The sequence below is a fragment of the Staphylococcus sp. Marseille-Q5304 genome, from assembly GCF_943737015.1.
Taxonomy (GTDB): Bacteria; Bacillota; Bacilli; order Staphylococcales; family Staphylococcaceae; genus Staphylococcus; species Staphylococcus hsinchuensis.
This window is the reverse complement of sequence record NZ_CALSFP010000001.1, coordinates 393,516-413,166: the sequence shown is the minus strand read 5'-3', so window position 1 is coordinate 413,166 and position 19,651 is coordinate 393,516. Positions and strand designations below refer to the sequence as shown.

18 protein-coding genes are annotated in these 19,651 nt (G+C 33.2%); 7 read left to right on the top strand and 11 right to left on the bottom strand.

Features of this window, described 5'->3' with window-relative positions; genetic code table 11:
• Positions 1-91: 91 nt before the first annotated feature.
• A complete protein-coding gene (locus NGI30_RS01905; RefSeq protein ID WP_251517997.1) occupies positions 92-1,426 on the bottom strand; it encodes an NCS2 family permease in 1,335 nt (444 codons plus the stop codon).
• Positions 1,427-1,538: 112 nt separating this feature from the next.
• A complete protein-coding gene (locus NGI30_RS01900; protein WP_251942568.1) occupies positions 1,539-3,677 on the bottom strand; it encodes a DNA topoisomerase III in 2,139 nt (712 codons plus the stop codon).
• Positions 3,678-3,802: 125 nt separating this feature from the next.
• On the opposite strand from NGI30_RS01900, the gene NGI30_RS01895 reads away from it, so the two are divergent.
• The 3 genes from NGI30_RS01895 to NGI30_RS01885 all read left to right on the top strand — a co-directional run bounded on the left by NGI30_RS01895 (position 3,803) and on the right by NGI30_RS01885 (position 6,695).
• Positions 3,803-4,672, top strand: coding sequence for a GNAT family N-acetyltransferase (locus NGI30_RS01895; protein ID WP_251517987.1), 870 nt, complete (start codon positions 3,803-3,805; stop codon positions 4,670-4,672).
• A 307-nt stretch (positions 4,673-4,979) separates the two neighbouring features.
• Positions 4,980-5,837, top strand: a complete 858-nt coding sequence (locus NGI30_RS01890; RefSeq protein WP_251517985.1) for a RhaT/GlcU family sugar-proton symporter — start codon at positions 4,980-4,982, stop codon at positions 5,835-5,837.
• Positions 5,838-5,903: 66 nt separating this feature from the next.
• The gene (locus NGI30_RS01885; protein ID WP_251942566.1) at positions 5,904-6,695 is read left to right on the top strand and encodes a glucose 1-dehydrogenase; all 792 of its coding nucleotides are present in this window, start codon (positions 5,904-5,906) and stop codon (positions 6,693-6,695) included.
• Positions 6,696-6,788: 93 nt separating this feature from the next.
• On the opposite strand, the gene NGI30_RS01880 is transcribed toward NGI30_RS01885, so the two are convergent.
• Entirely contained in the window at positions 6,789-7,697 is a 909-nt protein-coding gene (locus NGI30_RS01880; RefSeq protein ID WP_251517981.1) for an AEC family transporter, read from the bottom strand.
• Between the two features lie 148 nt (positions 7,698-7,845).
• Between NGI30_RS01880 and NGI30_RS01875 the strand changes: the two genes are divergently transcribed.
• Positions 7,846-8,022, top strand: a complete 177-nt coding sequence (locus tag NGI30_RS01875; RefSeq protein ID WP_251517979.1) for an SE1832 family protein — start codon at positions 7,846-7,848, stop codon at positions 8,020-8,022.
• 61 nt (positions 8,023-8,083) lie between these two features.
• Positions 8,084-8,401, top strand: a complete 318-nt coding sequence (mspA, locus tag NGI30_RS01870; protein ID WP_251517977.1) for a membrane stabilizing protein MspA — start codon at positions 8,084-8,086, stop codon at positions 8,399-8,401.
• 179 nt (positions 8,402-8,580) lie between these two features.
• On the opposite strand, the gene NGI30_RS01865 is transcribed toward mspA, so the two are convergent.
• The 3 genes from NGI30_RS01865 to NGI30_RS01855 all read right to left on the bottom strand — a co-directional run bounded on the left by NGI30_RS01865 (position 8,581) and on the right by NGI30_RS01855 (position 14,434).
• Positions 8,581-11,766, bottom strand: coding sequence for an efflux RND transporter permease subunit (locus NGI30_RS01865; RefSeq protein ID WP_251942564.1), 3,186 nt, complete (start codon positions 11,764-11,766; stop codon positions 8,581-8,583).
• Positions 11,767-12,031: 265 nt separating this feature from the next.
• Positions 12,032-13,282, bottom strand: coding sequence for a lipid II:glycine glycyltransferase FemX (locus NGI30_RS01860; protein ID WP_251517972.1), 1,251 nt, complete (start codon positions 13,280-13,282; stop codon positions 12,032-12,034).
• 378 nt (positions 13,283-13,660) lie between these two features.
• Entirely contained in the window at positions 13,661-14,434 is a 774-nt protein-coding gene (locus tag NGI30_RS01855) for a VOC family protein (protein WP_251517971.1), read from the bottom strand.
• 248 nt (positions 14,435-14,682) lie between these two features.
• Between NGI30_RS01855 and NGI30_RS01850 the strand changes: the two genes are divergently transcribed.
• A complete protein-coding gene (locus NGI30_RS01850) occupies positions 14,683-15,117 on the top strand; it encodes a MarR family winged helix-turn-helix transcriptional regulator (RefSeq protein WP_251517969.1) in 435 nt (144 codons plus the stop codon).
• Positions 15,118-16,323 (top strand): MFS transporter, encoded by a 1,206-nt coding sequence (locus NGI30_RS01845; RefSeq protein WP_251517966.1) that lies wholly within the window; start codon positions 15,118-15,120, stop codon positions 16,321-16,323. It begins immediately after the preceding gene.
• Between the two features lie 238 nt (positions 16,324-16,561).
• On the opposite strand, the gene NGI30_RS01840 is transcribed toward NGI30_RS01845, so the two are convergent.
• The 5 genes from NGI30_RS01840 to NGI30_RS01820 all read right to left on the bottom strand — a co-directional run bounded on the left by NGI30_RS01840 (position 16,562) and on the right by NGI30_RS01820 (position 19,651).
• The gene (locus tag NGI30_RS01840; RefSeq protein ID WP_251517963.1) at positions 16,562-16,912 is read right to left on the bottom strand and encodes a transcriptional regulator, SarA/Rot family; all 351 of its coding nucleotides are present in this window, start codon (positions 16,910-16,912) and stop codon (positions 16,562-16,564) included.
• Positions 16,913-17,316: 404 nt separating this feature from the next.
• Positions 17,317-18,339: a GTP 3',8-cyclase MoaA gene (moaA, locus tag NGI30_RS01835; protein ID WP_251517960.1), complete on the bottom strand. Its 1,023-nt coding sequence runs from the start codon at positions 18,337-18,339 to the stop codon at positions 17,317-17,319.
• Positions 18,340-18,356: 17 nt separating this feature from the next.
• Positions 18,357-18,962: a molybdenum cofactor guanylyltransferase MobA gene (mobA, locus tag NGI30_RS01830; protein WP_251517957.1), complete on the bottom strand. Its 606-nt coding sequence runs from the start codon at positions 18,960-18,962 to the stop codon at positions 18,357-18,359.
• Positions 18,963-18,968: 6 nt separating this feature from the next.
• Positions 18,969-19,202 (bottom strand): molybdopterin converting factor subunit 1, encoded by a 234-nt coding sequence (gene moaD / locus NGI30_RS01825; RefSeq protein ID WP_251942562.1) that lies wholly within the window; start codon positions 19,200-19,202, stop codon positions 18,969-18,971.
• A complete protein-coding gene (locus NGI30_RS01820) occupies positions 19,199-19,651 on the bottom strand; it encodes a molybdenum cofactor biosynthesis protein MoaE (protein WP_251517951.1) in 453 nt (150 codons plus the stop codon). Before NGI30_RS01820 ends, moaD begins: the two co-directional genes overlap by 4 nt.

Genomic DNA, 19,651 nt, shown 5'->3' with positions numbered 1-19,651 from the left:
CTATTTTGATGCTTTTCTTCCATTATATGTAACATTTAAATAAAAAGACACACGGTTCAAGTTAATATCACTTGAATCGTGTGTCTTTTTCTTATCCGTGAACAAATACAAAGTATAAAATAAATAATGCCATGAGCACATACATAATAGGATGTACTTCTTTATGTCTTTTTGAAATAAGCATAGTAATTGGATAAAATATAAACCCGCATGCAATACCTGTCGCAATAGAATATGATAAAGGCATCATTATAATAGTAATAAATGAAGGAACTGCAACTTCGAATTTCTTCCATTCAATTTCAGCAAAATTAGATGCCATTAATACACCTACTACAACTAGTGCTGGAGTAGTTACGGCACTAGTTACTACTTCCATTAATGGACTGAAGAACATTGCAAGTAAGAAACAACATCCAGTTACTAAACTAGCAAAACCAGTTCTGGCTCCAACTGCAACACCTGATGTTGATTCGATATAAGTAGTCGTAGTTGTCGTTCCAAAAATTGAACCTACAATTGTAGCTAGTGAATCTGAAAATAATGCTTTACCAGCTCTTGGTAATTTATTATCTTTCATCATACCTGCTTGTGTAGCAACCGCTACTAACGTACCTGCTGTATCAAAGAAATCAATAAATAAGAAAGTTAAAATAACAATTAAAAACTGTACTGTAAGTAATTGTCCTGGATCCTTGAAAGCTTCGAATGCTGCACCAAATGTCGGCTCGATACTCGGTACCGAACTAACAATGCCTTTTGGTGTATGTATAAGTCCTGTTAGCATTCCAATGATTGAAGTTAAAACCATACCAACAAAAATAGCTCCCGGTACACGTAATACATATAAAATAACTGTAGCGATTATACCGAAGATTGTTAATAAAACGGGACCTTCAGTAAGATGACCTAACGTAACAAGGGTTGAATCATTTTTAACGATGATACCAGAGTTTTGCAATCCGACGAAGGTAATAAATAATCCTATCCCCGCAGAAACCGCCATTTTCATTTGATATGGTATAGCATTGATAATGGTTTCCCGTAGACCTGTTAATGTTAATATTGCAAAGAATATACCTGAGAATAACACGCCAGTTAAACCAATTTGCCAAGGAATTCCCATCGTTAATACAACGGTGAAAGCGAAAAATGCATTAAGCCCCATTCCTGGCGCTAATGCAATGGGATATCTCGCAATCAATCCCATAAACAATGAACCGACAAAGGCTGCAAGAGCTGTCGCTACAAAGATTGCGCCTTGATCCATCTTCATGTCCTCAGTCACACCATGCACGCCTGCTAAACTTAAAACTTGAGGATTTACCGCTAAAATGTACGCCATGGACAAGAAAGTTGTAAGACCACCAAGTATCTCTTTCTTATAGCTTGTACCATGTTTATCAAATTCGAAATACTTTTTCATGGTTAGTTCTCCTTTATTTAAAATACTTACATATTTTAATACCATTCTTGCACTTTTACAATAGCAAACACGAACTTTATTATAATTAAATATCTCTACGTTCGATAAAAAGCTACAATTTCAAATCTTTCAATGCATCTTTAAATGGGTTATTTTCTATGCCATCATCTTGGTTCATATATTTTTTGAGATCTTTCTTATTCACTTTTGCTGTTTTTTTATTTTTTAGACGCTGATCCATTTGTGCTTGTGTTTCTGTATGGCCACAAACACAACGATAAGTTGCCTCTTTTCCTTTGCCAAACAAGGTCATTCTTTTGTGACAGTTTGGACATTTAGCTTTAGTCTTTCTCTGAACATTCTTTTTCGTTTTACATGAGGGATCTTGACATACGAGCATTTGCCCGTTTTTCGTTTTTACTTTTATCATAAATTTGCCACACGTTGGGCATTCGGTTGAAGTAAGATTATCGTGCTTATATTTCTGATCACTTTCTTTAATCTCATTTACAACTTCATATGTGAAGTTTTTCATCTCATTAATAAATTGTTGTGCGTTATATTGACCTTTTTCTATTTTGAGAAGTTTCTCTTCCCACTCTGCAGTCAATAATGGTGAAGTTAATCGTTGTGGTGCTAATTCTAATATTTGTTTACCCTTTGGTGTTACTTTTATTTTACCATCTCGTGATTCAATGGCGTTCATGTTAAATAACTTTTCAATGATATCTGCACGTGTTGCGACCGTCCCGATACCACCTGCAATTTTTAAAGTTTTTTGGTGTTTCGTATCTTGTAAATCGAAATATTTATGGGGGCTTTCCATTGCTTTAAGTAACGTACCTTCATTAAAATAACTCGGTGCTGTTGTTTCATGATCTTCAATCTTCACATTATTTAATGTGAAAGTATTGCCTCGTTGTAATTGATTTAAGTCTCGATGGGCATTAGCCTCTTTGTCTCTTAATGCTAAATAACCAGGATTTATCGTTACCTTATCGTTGAAAATAAACTTATAATCTGATGTTTGTAACGTAACAGATACACTTTCATATTCATGTGGTGGTAATAAGTTCTCCAGAAATCTTTGAGCTACCATCAAATATATTTTAGATTCTCTAGGGCTCAGTTGTGACATATCAGGACGTATTTCTGTAGGAATAATCGCATGATGGTCTGAGACTTTGCTATTATTTACAAATTTAAATTTCCCACTAAATGAACGGTTCATTTGGGATTTTGCTATATCTTTAAAATCTGTAGCGAATAAAGCTTTTATTCTATCTTTAAGTGTAGGCACCATATCATCCGTTAAATAATTCGAATCCGTTCGAGGATATGTAAGTAATTTATGACGTTCATATAGGTTTTGCAGTACATTAAGTGATTCTTTAGGTGTCATATGGAATCGTTTATACGCATCCTGCTGTAAATCGGTTAAACTATATAACTGTGAAGGATAGGATTTTTTACGCGTTCTATTAATGTCAGTAATCTCACCAGCTTGCCCTTTAATCTGTGTTTGTATCTGTTCTAAATATGCTTTGTCAGAATGCGATTTTGGTGTTACACATTTAAATTCAAATCCTCCCACCATCAACTTCAGCGAATAATAAGTTTCGGGGGTGAATTGATTAATCTCATTTTGACGCATTTGTACTAATTGTATTGTAGGCGTTTGAACACGGCCTAATGATAATTGCGCATCATACTTCGTTGTTAAGGCACGCGTTGCGTTAATTCCAACAATCCAGTCCGCTTCACTTCTTGCTAAAGCTGCTTGATATAAGTCATTAAACTTGCGCCCATCGTACAATTTCTTAAATCCCTCTTTAATCGCTTTTGACGTTACTGAGCTAATCCATAAGCGTTTAATGGGTTTTTTATTTTTAGATTTATCTAATATAAGTCGTGCAACGAGTTCCCCTTCTCGCCCTGCATCCGTTGCGATAATAATATCTTTCACTTTGTTATCATTGATAAGACCTTTGATTATCGAAAATTGTTTTCTCGTTTTATTTATAACGACAGTTTTCATTTGTTTCGGAACTATAGGTAAGTCAGTTAACTTCCATTCTTTATACTGTACATCGTATTGTTCAGGCGTTGCGTTAGTCACGAGATGTCCTAATGCCCAAGTTACAATGTATTTTTCATTTTCGAAAAAACCGTGTCTTTTAGTATTAATATTTAGAGACTTAGCTATATCTCTGCCAACGGAAGGTTTTTCAGCTATAATCAGTGATTTCATAATGTCTTCCTTTCAAAACTTTAAATAATATTCTCATTGTAACATGTATATAGCACCTCATAACTTCCATTTATCTTAATTTATTCATATAATTAAAGTAATAGGATCTCTGAAGGAGGTATGTTATGAAAACTATTCAAATTAACGACTACAAAGAAATAATGAAATTTATCAACGATGCCGATGATATCTCAGCTTCTTATTTATACAAATTACAACAAAACAGTGAAGATGTTGAACAATACATCCGTAACACGATAGAGGACCCAGGTGTATTTGCACAAATTGATGATCAAGATCAAATCCAAATGTTGCTCTTACCATTTAAATATGATGATAATAAATATAAAGTTATCGGACCATTTATTCGTAAAGGCGAACCTCTTTCTCTAGAGTTATTTCAAGATTTATTCAAATCATTAACAGAAAGTAAACCAGAAGAAGTAAGTTTTAACTTTTCTTTCATTGTAAATGAACAAGATTACACACCTATGATGAAAGCTATAGAAGCCGGTTACAACTTTACAGACTATCATTTAATCGCAACAAAAGATGTTGGTACTACCGAACATGAACAAAATATTGCTGAATATCACCCTTCATATTATCGCGCCTTTCAAAAGTTACACGCACACACATTTAAACATGGTGCGATGACAGCGGATGAAATTGTTAATTCTTTAGACGACAATAATAAATTATATGTATTTATGTCCGAGGGATTGCTTAAAGGCTATCTATATTTACAAGTCTATGAAGACAACCATAATGCTGAAGTTAAGTATTTCACATCACATTCAGACTATAGAATGAAAGGCATTGCTTTCGATTTATTAACGCATGCACTTCATTATGCTTTCCAACATTACGATATAAACATCATATATTTCAAAATTCGTAGTAAAAACAACAAACTCGTTGAACGTTTTAACGAGCTAGGGTTTAATGTGAACGTGGAATATAAAAAGTTCAAATTTGTTTCAAGTCATGTGTAACACATGACTTTTTTATTTTACCTTTATGCAACCCGAATTCATTAATTTTAACTATTATATGTGTTGGTTTATTAAGCTATTTTTAACAAACGACTATGTTTACACTCGACTTATCATGTATATACTAGCCTCATTAATTGAATTACGCTAATTTTATTTCTCTGAAAATTAAAATCCTTTAAAATAAACCCTTTTAAAAAAATAAGCTATATTTTTTACTAAAACGTTTTTTTACTATAAAATGAGTTGCTATAGACATTGAGAAATCTGTCTATAAGAAAGAAAATAGAGAGTGAGTGAGTAATAGATGGATTTATTAATTGCCTTACTACCTGCCCTTTTTTGGGGTAGTGTTGTGTTAATTAATGTTTTTGTAGGTGGAGGCCCCTATAATCAAATACGAGGTACAACATTTGGCGCGTTAATTATCGGTATTATTTTATTATTAACAGGAAATGCCAAATTTGATAATATCACCGTCATTATAGTCGGCTTAATTTCAGGCGCCTTCTGGGCGTTAGGTCAAGGGTACCAGTTAAAATCCGTAAGTCTTATTGGTGTATCGAAAACGATGCCTATTTCTACAGGCTTACAATTAGTTGGGACAACTTTATTTAGTGCTATTTTCTTAGGTGAATGGAGCACAGGAACCCAAGTGTTATTAGGTTTAGTTGCTATGGTTCTCCTCGTAATCGGAATAGCACTTACCTCAATTAAAGGTAAAAATGAAGCAGCAGAAAATAATAAAAACTTTGGGAAAGCAATGCCAATTTTACTAATTTCTACTGTTGGTTATGTTGTATATGTTGTTGTCGCACAAATCTTTGGTGTAGATGGTATGAGTGCATTGTTCTTCCAATCAGTCGGAATGGCAATCGGAGGAATAATATTATCAATCAATCGAGAAACTTCAACAAAAAGCACACTTTGGAACTTGATTCCAGGTATTGTTTGGGGTATTGGTAACTTATTTATGTTCTATTCTCAACCTAAAGTTGGCGTCGCAACAAGCTTTTCATTTTCACAACTATTAGTTATCGTTTCAACGCTTGGTGGTATCTTCTTACTTGGAGAACGCAAAGATAAACGTCAGATGATTGGAATATGGTCTGGTATCGCCCTCATTATTATCGCGGCTTTTGTACTCGGTAATATTAAAGGTTAACCTCAATGACGTAAAAATGGTCAAATTCTTATTTTATAGGTAATTATAAATATTGGAGGAGTTTCTATGTTTGAAGATTTAAAAGGTAAAGTCGTAGTTATTACTGGTGCTGGTAGCGGTATAGGTAAAGCATTCGCGGAATCATTTGGTAAAGCTCAGGCTAAAGTCGTGATGAATTATCGTTCTGATCGTCATTTAGAAGCGATGGAACAATCTATTAATCTTATAGAAGAAGCCGGTGGACAAGCAATTAAAGTTCAAGCTGATGTCTCAGTGGAAGCTGACGTAAACAAGCTTGTTCAAGCTACTGTGGATGAATATGGGACATTAGATATTATGCTAAATAATGCTGGTTATGAAAAACCTATTCCTACACATGAAATGTCAGTAGAAGAATGGAATAAAGTAATTGATATCAACTTAACTGGCGCATTTATTGGAGCAAAAGCAGCAGTTAAACAGTTTTTAAAAGAAGATAAAAAAGGTGTAATTATAAATACTTCTAGTGTTCATGACACAATTCCATGGCCTAATTATGCGAACTATGCAGCAAGTAAAGGCGGATTAAAGCTCATGATGGAAACGATGTCTATGGAATACGCACAACATGGTATCCGTATAAACAATATTTCTCCAGGTGCCATTGTAACTGAACATACGAAAGAGAAGTTTTCAGATCCAAAAACACGTGAAGAAACATTAGAAATGATTCCAGCTAAAGAAATTGGCGAAGCAGATCAAGTTGCCAATGTAGCATTATTCTTAGCTTCAGATTTCTCAAGTTATATACACGGGACAACTATTTACGTTGATGGTGGTATGACTAATTATCCAGCGTTTATGGGTGGTAAAGGTTAAGAAAACATTTCCATACCTATATATAAAAGCCGATCAGAATTGCATATCTGATCGGCTTTTTCATATTATTTAAAGCTTTATCATGAATTATACTTATACAAATAATGCTTGATAAACATAAATCAATATAATACTGATGATGATAGACGCATTAATAACCATTCCTGTAAGTGGTATGGTTTTATACTTAAATTGAATGGAATATGGAATAATCGCTATACCTACAGGTAAAATCCAGGCAACTTGTAACGTCGTCTTAATCATAGGGTCTGATACTGGTAAAAAGAAGTGTACCAATAGCCCCATCGCTATACCAAAACCATAATGTATACCAAGGTATTTAAGTGCAATTGGTAAATAGCGTTTATCAATATTAAAGTTAAGCATTAACCCAAGTAAAATCATAGATAGCGGCATGTTGGCACCTGATAAATCGGAAAAGAATTGAGTTACTGGCTTGGGAAAATGAATATTTGCCATATTCAATATAAACATAATCATGTATGTCATAAGTGGAACAGATTTCACTATGTTTTTCGCTAAGTATTTAAAATCAAAACTATCTCCACCACTACTAAAGTAACTTCCAACAAAGTATGTTACCCCAAACATAATGAGCGCACCACCAATATCAGCCATACCGAAGTATATCATGCCTGAATCTGGCCAAATAGCTGCCACGAGTGGATATGCAAATAGCCCGATATTTAAAGAAGCCATCATCATGCCTACTGTTCCGCGAACTTGGTTGTCATATTTTAAAAATAAATAAACAACGAGTGTTTTCGCAACCAAACCATAAATAATCATCATGATCGATAATACAGAAAGTGAAGGATCTAGTTCGGCTTTATTCAAATTAACTATAACTAACGAAGGAAGCGTGACATTAAATACCAACGTCGACAATACTTGACTATCATTTGCTTTTAGAAAGTTAAGATGTTTTAAAAAGTAACCTAAGGCGATAAGTAAAATGATTATGATAAATTGTTGCGTCACAATAATCCTTCTTTCATTTTATATTTCGTTTTCATTACATTTTCATACTTTAACATAAATTGTGTCTATTTTAGAAGCTTTCAGTTTCGTGTTATAATTTATATTAAAATAAAGTATTGAATAGTTTTCAAAAAAGGAGTCAACTCAGATGAATTTAAATGACAAGTTAGAAGAACTTAAATATGATTATGTAAGATTACAAAATGATCTAGATAAAAGAGAATCTGTCAATCAAGATGTAGATCCATTGGTCCGTCAACTTGATGAAATAGAACAAGAAATGGCATCTGTTCGTTCTGAAATGAGACAACAAGAAAATAAATAACCTAGTCATCGCAATCTGGTCATGCTAAGATAAAGAGCGAAAATAGAAAGGATGTCATTCAATGCAACTTTACCTCATATTACTACCGATATTATATCTTATCGTTAGCTATATTAGTATTTATAAGATGAATACTATTATCACACGTATTTTACGTATAATTATGGCAATATTATTATTATTTGTCGTGGCTCTTACGACGCTTTCATTCCCATTAGTCAATTGGTGGGTGTTCGTCATACTCTTGCTAATTGTAGCCAACGTAGAAATTACGGCATTTAAACATAGTAAAGACGATGAAAAAGCATTAAAAATTCTAAACATCATAACAATTTCATTATTTGTTATCTACCTTATTTTAACGCTTATCGTTTATTAAATATCTTCATAAACCAATGATTATCATACTTGATTCTTTTATATATTTGGTAAAATCTTATGCCCTTAGAAGTAATTCTCATTTACTTCTAAGGGCATATTTTTCTTCTTTTTCATAAAATAAAAAACGATTCATTCCCCTACTTCAATTGCAAGGAAATGAATCGCTAAAATATTTATTTACTTTTTAGATTTACGTCTTGTGAATTTATGTTTGATTGCGAATAGAATCTCATAAATCACTGGTACTACGATTAAAGTTAATAGCGTTGAAGAAATGAGTCCTCCAACTACTGTAGCTGCCATACCTTTAGAGATAATAATTGAACTATTTTCCCCGAAAAGTAATGGTATTAAAGCACAAATCGTAGCTAATGCTGTCATGAGAATTGGTCTAATTCTCGTTCCACCAGCTTCTAGTAATGCATCTTTCATATTTAATCCTTCACGTTCTTTGTTGATGACGCGGTCAATTAAAACGATTGCGTTAGTGACAACGATACCGATTAGCATTAACATACCTATCATACTTGAAACTGAAACAGTTTCACCTGTCACCACAAGGGCAATTACTACCCCAATTACTGTATATGGTAATGAGAACAGTATAGTTAGTGGTGCTAAAGCACCTTTAAACGTTAATACTAATACGAGATAGACAATGATTATTGCAGCGAGCATTGCTACTAATAATTGAGTCATTGCTTTACCAATATCTTCGCTTGCCCCACCTACATTAACTTTCACATTGCTAGGCTTATCAATTGAGTTCACTTTAGAAATTACTTTTTGAGAAACGCCACCAACATCTTTGTCAGTAACTTTGGCGGATACGGTTGTTGCTTGATCTCCAGCTTTAGTCATAACTTTGTTTGGTGTTGTTGATTTCTTCAATTCAGCTACATCGCTCAGTTTAATTGATTTACCTGTTGGTGTTTGAATTTCTGTATTTTTAAGTTTGTTTTTAGTCCAATGTGTTTCTTTATCTTGTTTAATCTTCACATCTACTTTTTTACCGTGGTCTTTTACTGTTGAAACTGTTTGTTCTGGTGTATTTTCATTTAGACTCATCGCAAGTTGTGAAGCAGATAAACCATATTGACTCGCTTTATTATGATCAACTTTAAGATCATACTGATCATAGGTTTCGGTTAAGTCTGATTTAACATTTGCTAAACCTTTCATATCTTTCATTTTTGATTCCATTTTCTTAACTGTACCTTTAATAGAGTCAAGTGTAGGGCCTGTGACTGTAATTTCTAGTTTATTGTTAGTGCCACCGCCACCACTCATGTCTTGGTTACCCCATTCTCCAGGTTGATGGAATTTTTCTATATGTTTCAATACTTTATCAGGCTCTTTATCAAAGTTTTTCGTGTCTTTATCGTATTCGACCATGATAGCCATATTATTAGACGTACCTGTTGGGTCTGAAGGTGATTTACCTCCCACAGAATATTCAACTGTCTTAACTTTATCTTTACCATTTAAATATTTTTGTACTTGTTTAGCATGCTTCAGTACACTTTTCTTCGTTTCGCCAGGCTTAGGTGTATATGTTAAAGCCATATACTTGTCTTCCCCACTTGAAATGAAACTTGTACCTAATTTTGCGGCTCCTAAAGCAATACTAGCAAATAGTAGTACAGTTGTAATAATCATCACTAACCATTTATGATTTAATGCCCAACTTAATACTTTTTTATAGCCTTTACCAATTGAACCTAGTGTTTCTTCTTGCTTGCGTTTTACTCCATTTTTAAATAGTGTCGCACTTAAAGCTGGAATAATTGTAATGGCAACGAGTAATGATGCTAATAAACTGAATGCAATCGCTAATGCAAACGGTCTAAACATCTCTCCTACTGTACCGGTTACAAATGCTAGAGGTAAAAATACGACAATCGTTACAAGCGTAGAAGATAAAATCGGTTTAAACACTTCAGCTGTTGCACTTGTAATCAAACGACCGCCTTGTAATTGTTCATTTTTATCGGACAATCTCCTATATATGTTCTCCACTACAACAATGGAATCATCAATTACTCGTCCTATCGCTATAGTTAAGGCTCCTAAAGTTAAGATGTTTAACGATACATCAGCAAGTTTTAGTGCAACCATTGCGATTAATATAGACATCGGGATAGATACGATTGAAATCAGCGTCGTCTTGATGTTTCTTAAGAATAATAAGATAACGATAATCGCAAATATTGTACCGAGTAATGCCTTTTCAACCATTGTATAAATCGCATCTTCAATAGGTTTCGCAGTATCCATTACTTTCGTATCTTTAATATTTGGATTACGTTTAGTAAATTCATCAATTTCCTTCTTCGTATCTTTTGCAACTTGAACAGTATTCGCATCTTGTGCTTTAATAATTTGAACATTTATTGCATCTTTGCCATTCGTTTTAGAGATAGACTCTCTATTGTCTCCTATTGAAACATTAGCGACTTCTTTTAATTTAACAGATGGCATACCTTTAGCACTGCTAGCTGCTTGTGGGCTAGAAGCACTTTGTTGCATTGAACCACTTGAGCTACCTTGAGAGCCCCCTTGTGAGCCACCTTGTGAATCACCTTTGTCTCCTTGTTGACCACTAGACATACTTGAAGCAGATAAAGGTATTTCTAAATTTTTCAATCCTTTTACTGATTTAAATTGACCATCAATAACGATCGATTTTTCAGTTTTATTGAATTGGAACAAACCTAATGGTGTTTCGTTCGTCGCACTCTTTATGTATTGTTGAACGTTATCAGCTGTTAAGCCTTTTTTCTTCAATTTATCTTGATCGAATTTAATTGATACTTCACGGTTTGTATCACCGTTAATTTGTACGTTCTGAACACCATCTACCGTTTGTAATTTAGGGATAAGGTTCTTTTTAACTTCACTTGTAGTTTTTTTCAAGTTATTATCCTTAGTAGTAAATGAGTACGCTACGATTGGAAAAGCATTCATTGAATTTCTGACAAGTTCAGGTTCTTTAACACCATCTTTGAATGATATTTTATCCAATTCTTTTTTTAAATCATTTTCTACTTTATCTAAGTCTGTACCTTGATCATATTCTACTTTTACCATAGACGCATTCTGATCTGATTCAGCTTCAACATTTTTCACTTTCGCCATTGACCTGACTTGATCGTCAATTTTATCACTGACTTCTTCTTTAACAGTCTGTGGTGTAGCACCTTCCATTGTTGTTTGTACTGTAATCATCGGTGGCTCAACATCGGGTAACAATTCAAGTTTCATCTTCACACTTGAATATACCCCACCTAAAATGACGAGCAATACCATTAGGAAAATTGCAAATTTGTTTCCTAATGAAAATTGCAGCAATTTTTTAATCATGCATGAATCCCCTCTCCTTTTTATAGTATTACACCCAATTTAACATAATTAAGTTCAATAAAATACATAATTCATAACAAATAAAAAAACATTTACTGGAAATGTTTTTTTATTATCGGTTAAATATGTAAAAACTCTATAAAATTGTGAATATGTAATCGTGAATCATGTAAATAAATTGCATGATATTAACCACGATTAACATTTTAGCTTTCACAACTTTATAGAGTGTTAATTAGATTATAAAATTTTGTAAACCTAACGATTATTTTCTTTTTAGTTTTCTAGAAAGGTTGATTTTAGCTTTTGTCAGTTTCGGTTTTACATTCTCAATAGCTTGGTATAATGGTTTATTTAACACATAGTCAAATTCACCAATCTTTTCGCTTAGATATGTGCCCCATACCTTTTTAAATGTCCAAAGACCGTAATGCGATGAGTCTTTATCTGGATTATTGTCTGTGCCACCGAAATCATATGTTGTTGCTCCACGTTCTCTTGCAAAACGCATCATCTCATACTGCATATGATGGTTAGGTAAGAAGTTACGATATTCATTTGAAGAAGCACCATATAAATAATAAGATTTATTTCCTGCAAACATGAGTAAAGCGCCAGATAAATACATACCATCAGGATGTTTCTCTTCTAACTCTTCCATTTCGTCTATCAACTCTTGTGTTTTTGCAATTTTGTTATCTGCATCGTTAATTTTATTTAATACTTTTTTGTTTTGCTTTTTCTCTAATAAACGTGATTTTTCTTCTTCACTATTCTGTCTTTCGTCTCGTAAGTCTTTCAAGACTTCTTTTGGTTCTAATTTTACTAAGAACAGTTCAGCATCTCCGTCAGGGTTTAAAGCATCGTAAATATTTTGGAAGTAGCTAATGTCTCTTGTTAAGAAGCCGTCGCGTTCACCCGTTATTTTCATTAATTCCGCAAATGTTTTTAAGCCTTCACGATTTGAACGTTCAACTTTAGTGCCTCTTTTTAATGAAAGTCTAACTTTAGAACGGTTTCTTCTTTCGAAACTTTGCATTAATTCATCATCAGACTTATCGATTGGTGTTATCATTGTCATCCGAGGTTGGATATAGTCTTTCGATAAACCTTCTTTAAAACCTTTGTGTTTAAATCCAAGCTCATTTAAATGTTTTAATGCATCCGCGCCATTATCAACTTCTACGTCGGGATCAATTTTAATTGTATAAGCTTTTTCTTCTTTAGCGATTTGAATTGTAGCTTCTAGTAAGGTTTCTAAAGCTAACTTATTACTATAATCAGTTACAAAACCTCTAGATACGTAACATAGTGTATAAGGTAGTTTAGGTATTTTTTTAAATAATAGTTGGGCTACTCCAACAATTTCACCTGATTCTCCTACTGCTACTCTTTTAGAATACCAACCCGTGAGCTTTTTTGTTTCTGCCCACTTTGTTAATTGTAGTAAATCTCCTTGTGGATGTGCTTTAACAAACGCATCGTGTTCTTGATCTGTGATATTTATCTTTTCCATAAACCGAAATTCTCCTTTATCGTTACACTCCATTTTATTATACATCGCTTAATGCATACTTTCACATAATAAAACATGCTAATGAGATATACCTTACAGCACTTATTTTACGGTATTGCTTCATTTTAATACGTTATTTCTTGTGTGCTTTTCTTTTTAATTTGAAGTATAGTTATGCAATAAAATGAGCATGAATAACCTGTGCTAATTTTGCTCATACGTACATTATTTACGTAGGACTGATTCATCAATTGATTTAAATAATTGTCTGTTTAACAATGCTCCATCAAGCCCAAATTGGCGTTCAAAACACGCTACCGCTTACTTCTCTATTTTAACACTCAAATATACTTTTAGATACTAATGCGCGAATCAAATTCATTCCTTTTCACTGTCTGCAGTAAACTGATATGTGGCGCCTCGAATGATTAATGTATATGAAGAAGTTGTCTTTTTATCTTTCAATAAAATAGTCTTATAACCTGAAAAATCTCCGTCATAAATGTGATAAAGTATATCGTCATGTTTCAATTTCATTGTCGTGTAATGATCTGTTTCATCCACGACTTCCATATCAAACCAATTTTTCCATTTTGCTACAGTATGTTTACGTTCAGTACTATTAATCTTGATTCCATGTACCTTAAATTCATTTTGAGCGTATGGATCAATCTTTTTAGCTCTGACCCCATCTGCATCATCCCATTGAATGAAGAACGGTGGCTTAACTCGGTAATCAGGATCAGCAATATATAGAACGCGCCACGTTAAACGTTTACCTCTTCTATTTTCACGTTGCATCTTTACTGGCCCAATCACATCAACATTTCTTAATTCCAAACTTTGTTTCACTTGATCAATATCTTGAGTTCGAAACGCTATATTTTTTATCCCTTGGCGAAAGTTATCTTGCACAATTTTAGACGGAAACGTTACACGACCTTCTTCAGTTTTAACTACCTTTTTTAATAATTGAGGTTTATGGACATCTAATAACTCTAAATAAGTATTATCTATAAATGCTAAACGATTGTATGTACCTAACTTTTCATGCTGCCCACCTTGATACAACTTAAACAAATGACCTGGATAATTAAAGTCATTTAAATTCTGGACATAGTGAATGATGTGGTCCAATTTCAAATCATCCATAGCCTCACTCCTATCTTTATAGCTTTGTTTTATCTTAACAAATTCGCTTACACTTTACTCGTTTAAAACAATAATATTGATTAATCATATGTTATTTTATTCTTCCACTTAAACAAAACTTTATTGCATTAAAATAATGTTTTTCTAAAGGAATTTGAAATAAGCTATTGCTTTGTATGGATAAAAGTCGTAGAATAATATACGTCCAAATAGTTAGCTTAGCTAACTATATTTTTAAGGAGGATCTTATGGGAGCGAATTCTTTATTTAATCAATTTACTGCTATGTATCGACCGTATATTAAACAATTACAGCCAATTTTTGATGAATTTAACCTTTATTCTGCACAGTGGCTCATTTTAAAAGATATTGCAATGAATGGACCAACGACATTGGTACAAATTTCAAAACGTCGTGCAATTGAGAAACCAACGACCCGAAAGATATTAAAGGTACTCTCTGAAAAGTCTTTACTCCACATTGAACAAGGCAGTGATAAAAGAGAAAAAATACTATCACTATCACCTGAGGGTCAAGAGCTATACCGCGAAATTTTACATCGTATCGAACAGGTACAAAATGACATACTTCAAAATGTAGCTATCTCAGAAGAACAAATCAAAACTACAGTTCAAACTATGGAATTAATTCATGAAAGTATTATCGGAATGGAGGACAATTAAATGACACAAGCAGCTTCAACCAAAACACCTATTTGGACGAAGAGTTTTAACATTAACTTTATTACTAATTTTTTAATCTATTTGTGTATGTATTTACTTATAGTTATTATTGCTAGCTATACTAAATCTGAATATCACGCATCTGATAGTATCGCAGGGTTGGTATCTGGTTTATTCATTATCGGATCTCTCATCGGACGCTTTGCGACAGGTAGATTCGTTAATAAATTAGGACCTAAAAAGATTTTATTAATAGGCCTAGGCTTTCTAATTATTACGCAACTTTTCTACTTTATACAAGGTTCCCTTGGTTTACTCATGTTCACCCGTCTCATAAATGGTATTGCTACGGGTATAACGACTACAGCAACAGGTACCATTGCTGCATTTGTAACACCGCCTGAACGTAAGAGTGAAGGCATAAGTTTATTTTCATTGAGTCTTGTCATTGGTGCTGCGATTGGACCATTTTTCGGATTGCTTTTAATTCACAGTTTCCCAATTGAGTTACTATTTGTGATTTGTCTAGTTTGTGGGATTATTAGTTTAATCATTACTTTCTTCGTAAATATCAAATTCGACATAACGCCAACGAACAATAAAACAACAAATCAACATAGTGCTTTAAGTATTCATAATTATATTGCTAAAGAAGCATTGCCTATCGCGTTAATTATGTTAATTGCAGGTTTAACATATGCTTCCATATTAACATTCTTACAATTTTTTGCTGAAGAAATTCACCTCGTAGCACTTTCAAGTTACTTCTTTATTTTTTATGCGATTGCTTCATTAATCACACGTCCAATTGCTGGTAGATTAATGGATGATAAAAACGAAAATGTTGTAGCTTATCCTGCATTTATTTGTTTATTTTTAACATTTGTGGCCTTATGTTTAACACATAACGGATTGCTACTCATTATTGCTGGCCTACTCTTAGGCGCTGGTTACGGGAATATTTCATCATGTATGCAAGCGATAGCAATTAAAGTTTCTCCACCTGAGAAGTATGGTATAGCTACTTCAACTTATTTCATTGGGTTAGATTTAGGCATTGGCTTTGGTCCTTACGTTTTAGGTTTCTTAACTTCTACAATGAGTTACGCTCAACTTTACGGTATTATGGCTATTGTTGTTTTAGTAATGACAGTACTTTACTTCTTCCTACACGGTAAAAACGTAAAATCAGAACAAATTAGTTAATAAAAAAAAGATGAGTCTGAGACAAGAATAGGTGTCTCAGACTCTTTATCAATTTGGCAGTAGATGTCTGAATTGAAAATGCGCTTAGAACAAGCTTTTTTCAATCCTAGTCATCCTTGCCGGGGTGGGACTACGAAATCTCTCTTAGAAAATTCGATTTCTGTCCCGCCCCCATCTTTTTTCGTATAAATGGATTAACTACTTCTCGGTGTTAATGAGTTGATTAAAAACGTATTAATTATTGCGGTATTTTAATATTTTCAACATCTTTAATAATACTTTCTATGCCCTTTGATTGATTTGCATCATAATAATAAAATACTTGTCTTTCATCGGTTTCTGAACGTAATTTAGAAATTAATTCCTTTTTATAAATCTTTCTTATAATCACATCTATCTTACTAGTATCCCACAACATTTCAAAGTGTAGGGTGTCACGTAATTCTTTTCCACTGATCTTCTTTGATTCTAGAACTTTATACAAAACTACAAATTCTTCAATTGATAGTCGATGTTCAGATTTCAACCAGTGTTTCAGTTGACTTAATGCCCTTTCAGACATTATGAAATACGACACGTTACTTTCCATATTGCATTGCCTCCTCATTGTCTTTTCTTGCTAGTTTAGGCTTAAATTAATTAATCCTTTTTTTGTATTATACTACATTACGTTCATTAAATCTATTATTTATATAGTTTAAAATAAATAAATTTCTCTATGCATTGATTTTTTTATACCCTATATTTCTTATCGAATTTTTTAGTATGAACATTAATTTTAAATTCATCATTTAGAAACTCATGTACTATTTTGTTTGAATTTTTATTTCTTAATTTATAATTAGGGGGCAAGTGATTCAGTGGTTAGTTTATTGATAACGCTACTATTATTGTGGGATATTTTAAATCGCTTAATTATTTTGACATACAAAAAAGAATCTGAGACAAAAATAGATATCTCAGACTCCTCTTTTTCTTATATTTAGCTAACATTCAACCGCCAATATAATTCATGTTAATTTTTTTGCGTTTTCTATTAGCTACTGTTTGTTCTGTTCTTTCATCTGAATAACGATCATCTCTTAAATGCCATAATTCAATGAATTTTTCATATAACTGTTGATCAGAGGCACCTGCTCTGAGATATGACTTAATATCAAATCCATCTACTTCACTAAATAAACAACCGTAAAACTTTCCATCTGATGACAAACGTGCTCTTGTACAAGAAGAACAAAATGAACTGGAAACACTAGTGATTAAACCAAATTTCGCTCCATTATCTTTATGTTGATAATATTTAGCGACCTCACCATAATACTTTGGTGGCACGCCTTCAATATCATAATTCGCTTCAATTTGTGATAACATTTCATCTTTAGTTACCACTTTACTAAAATCCCAACCATTATCGTTGCCTACATCCATAAATTCAATGAATCTAATTTCAATATTTTTATCTTTAAAATATTGAATCATCGGTAACACTTGGTCGTCATTTACACCTTTTTGTATAACAACATTCACTTTCACATGAAAACCTATCGATTTGGCATAATCTATTTGTTCTAATATCGTCGTCGCCTTAATATTTCTATTATTTATAGATTGAAACGTCTCGTCATCAATCGCGTCTAAACTGACATTTAAACGATGTAATCCAGCGTTATATAAATTTTCTCCATGCTTTTTCAGTAGTAAACCGTTTGTGGTTAAACCAATATCCTCTATACCTTCTATTGCATTGAGTTTTTCAATAAGTTTATATAAGTCTCGTCTTAACAGTGGTTCACCACCAGTAATACGTATCTTTTTCACACCCAATTGTGCATAAATACGTGCAACACGTTCCATTTCTTCAAACGTGAGTAATTCATCTTTGGGTAAAAATACGAAATCATCACCAAATATTTCTTTAGGCATACAGTAATCGCAACGAAAATTACAACGATCTGTAACCGAAATTCTTAAATCACGTATTGGCCGACCTAGTTTATCAGTGATTTGTTGTACCATACAGTTAGACCCCCGATCTATTTTTCTAACTTTTGTTTTATAGAGTCTAAATCTTGTTGATAATTAATATTTTTATACCAGTATTCTGGTGAATTAATCTCATCGACATCTAACCAGTCACTTCTCATATTTGAATAGACATTTTTCAAACTATAATCGTTCGAAGTTAATGCTTGCTTTATTACTTCTTTAGTACGTGGACTATAAAAAGCAATCGTTGGTATAGGATATTGACCCTCTTTAAAGCCTGCAATGTCTAATTGATCATCAATGAGATGTTCTACCATAAATTGGTATAAATGACTAATTGCTTTTTGTGTAATCAACGGTGTATCTACAGAAATAACAAAATATAATTCTTCATTTGGAAAGGCACACATCGTTGAATAGATTCCAGCTAAAGGCCCTTTATCTTTATGAATAGACTGATCGATAACGATAGGATCATAGTTAAATTGATCAACAATCTTTTCATTAGTACTTATAACTATTTTGTTAAACATATTCGTACGATCTAAGACGTTAATTATGCGTTGATAGAACATTTGAGAATCAATTTCGGCAAATGCTTTCGGTTCACCAAAACGTTCTGAACGACCGCCTGCAAGAATAATAGCTATCATCTTTCATTAACCTCCACTAACGGGCGGAATCAAGGCCACAATATCATTAGGTCTAACGACGTCATCACTTTGAACAAACTCCTCATTTACCGCTATTTGAAACTGTTTTTCTTGAATACTTGGATGTTTCTTAAATAAATTTGTAATAAAATCCTTAACTGTTATGTCATAACTTAGATCAATATTTTCTGAATCAGTGCCCAATATTTCTTTTAATTCAGCATAGTATAGGACTTTCATGATTGGCCTCCTTTTTTAGCCTCTGTATGGTTTCCACGTTGATCACCTTGCCATTCGGAACCATCTTCCCAAATTTCTTTCTTCCATATCGGTACAATAGCTTTAATGCGCTCAATCGCATATTCATTCGCTTGGTATGCATCTTTACGATGGGGTGATGAGACACTTATAAGTACTGCTATATCTGAAATTTGTAATGGCCCGATACGATGTACAATTGCGACTTCGGTGCCTGGCCATTGTGCGTTAATTTCATCTCCAATTTGTGCTAATTTCTTCTCTGCCATAGGTGTATACGCTTCGTACTCAAGATATTCTGTTTTGACACCTTTCGTCCATTCTCTAACATGGCCCGAAAACACTACGACTGCACCTTGATATGGATTTACTACAAAGTCCCTATATTGTTCGGTTTCTATAGGTGTATTAACGATTTCAAATTGTTTCAT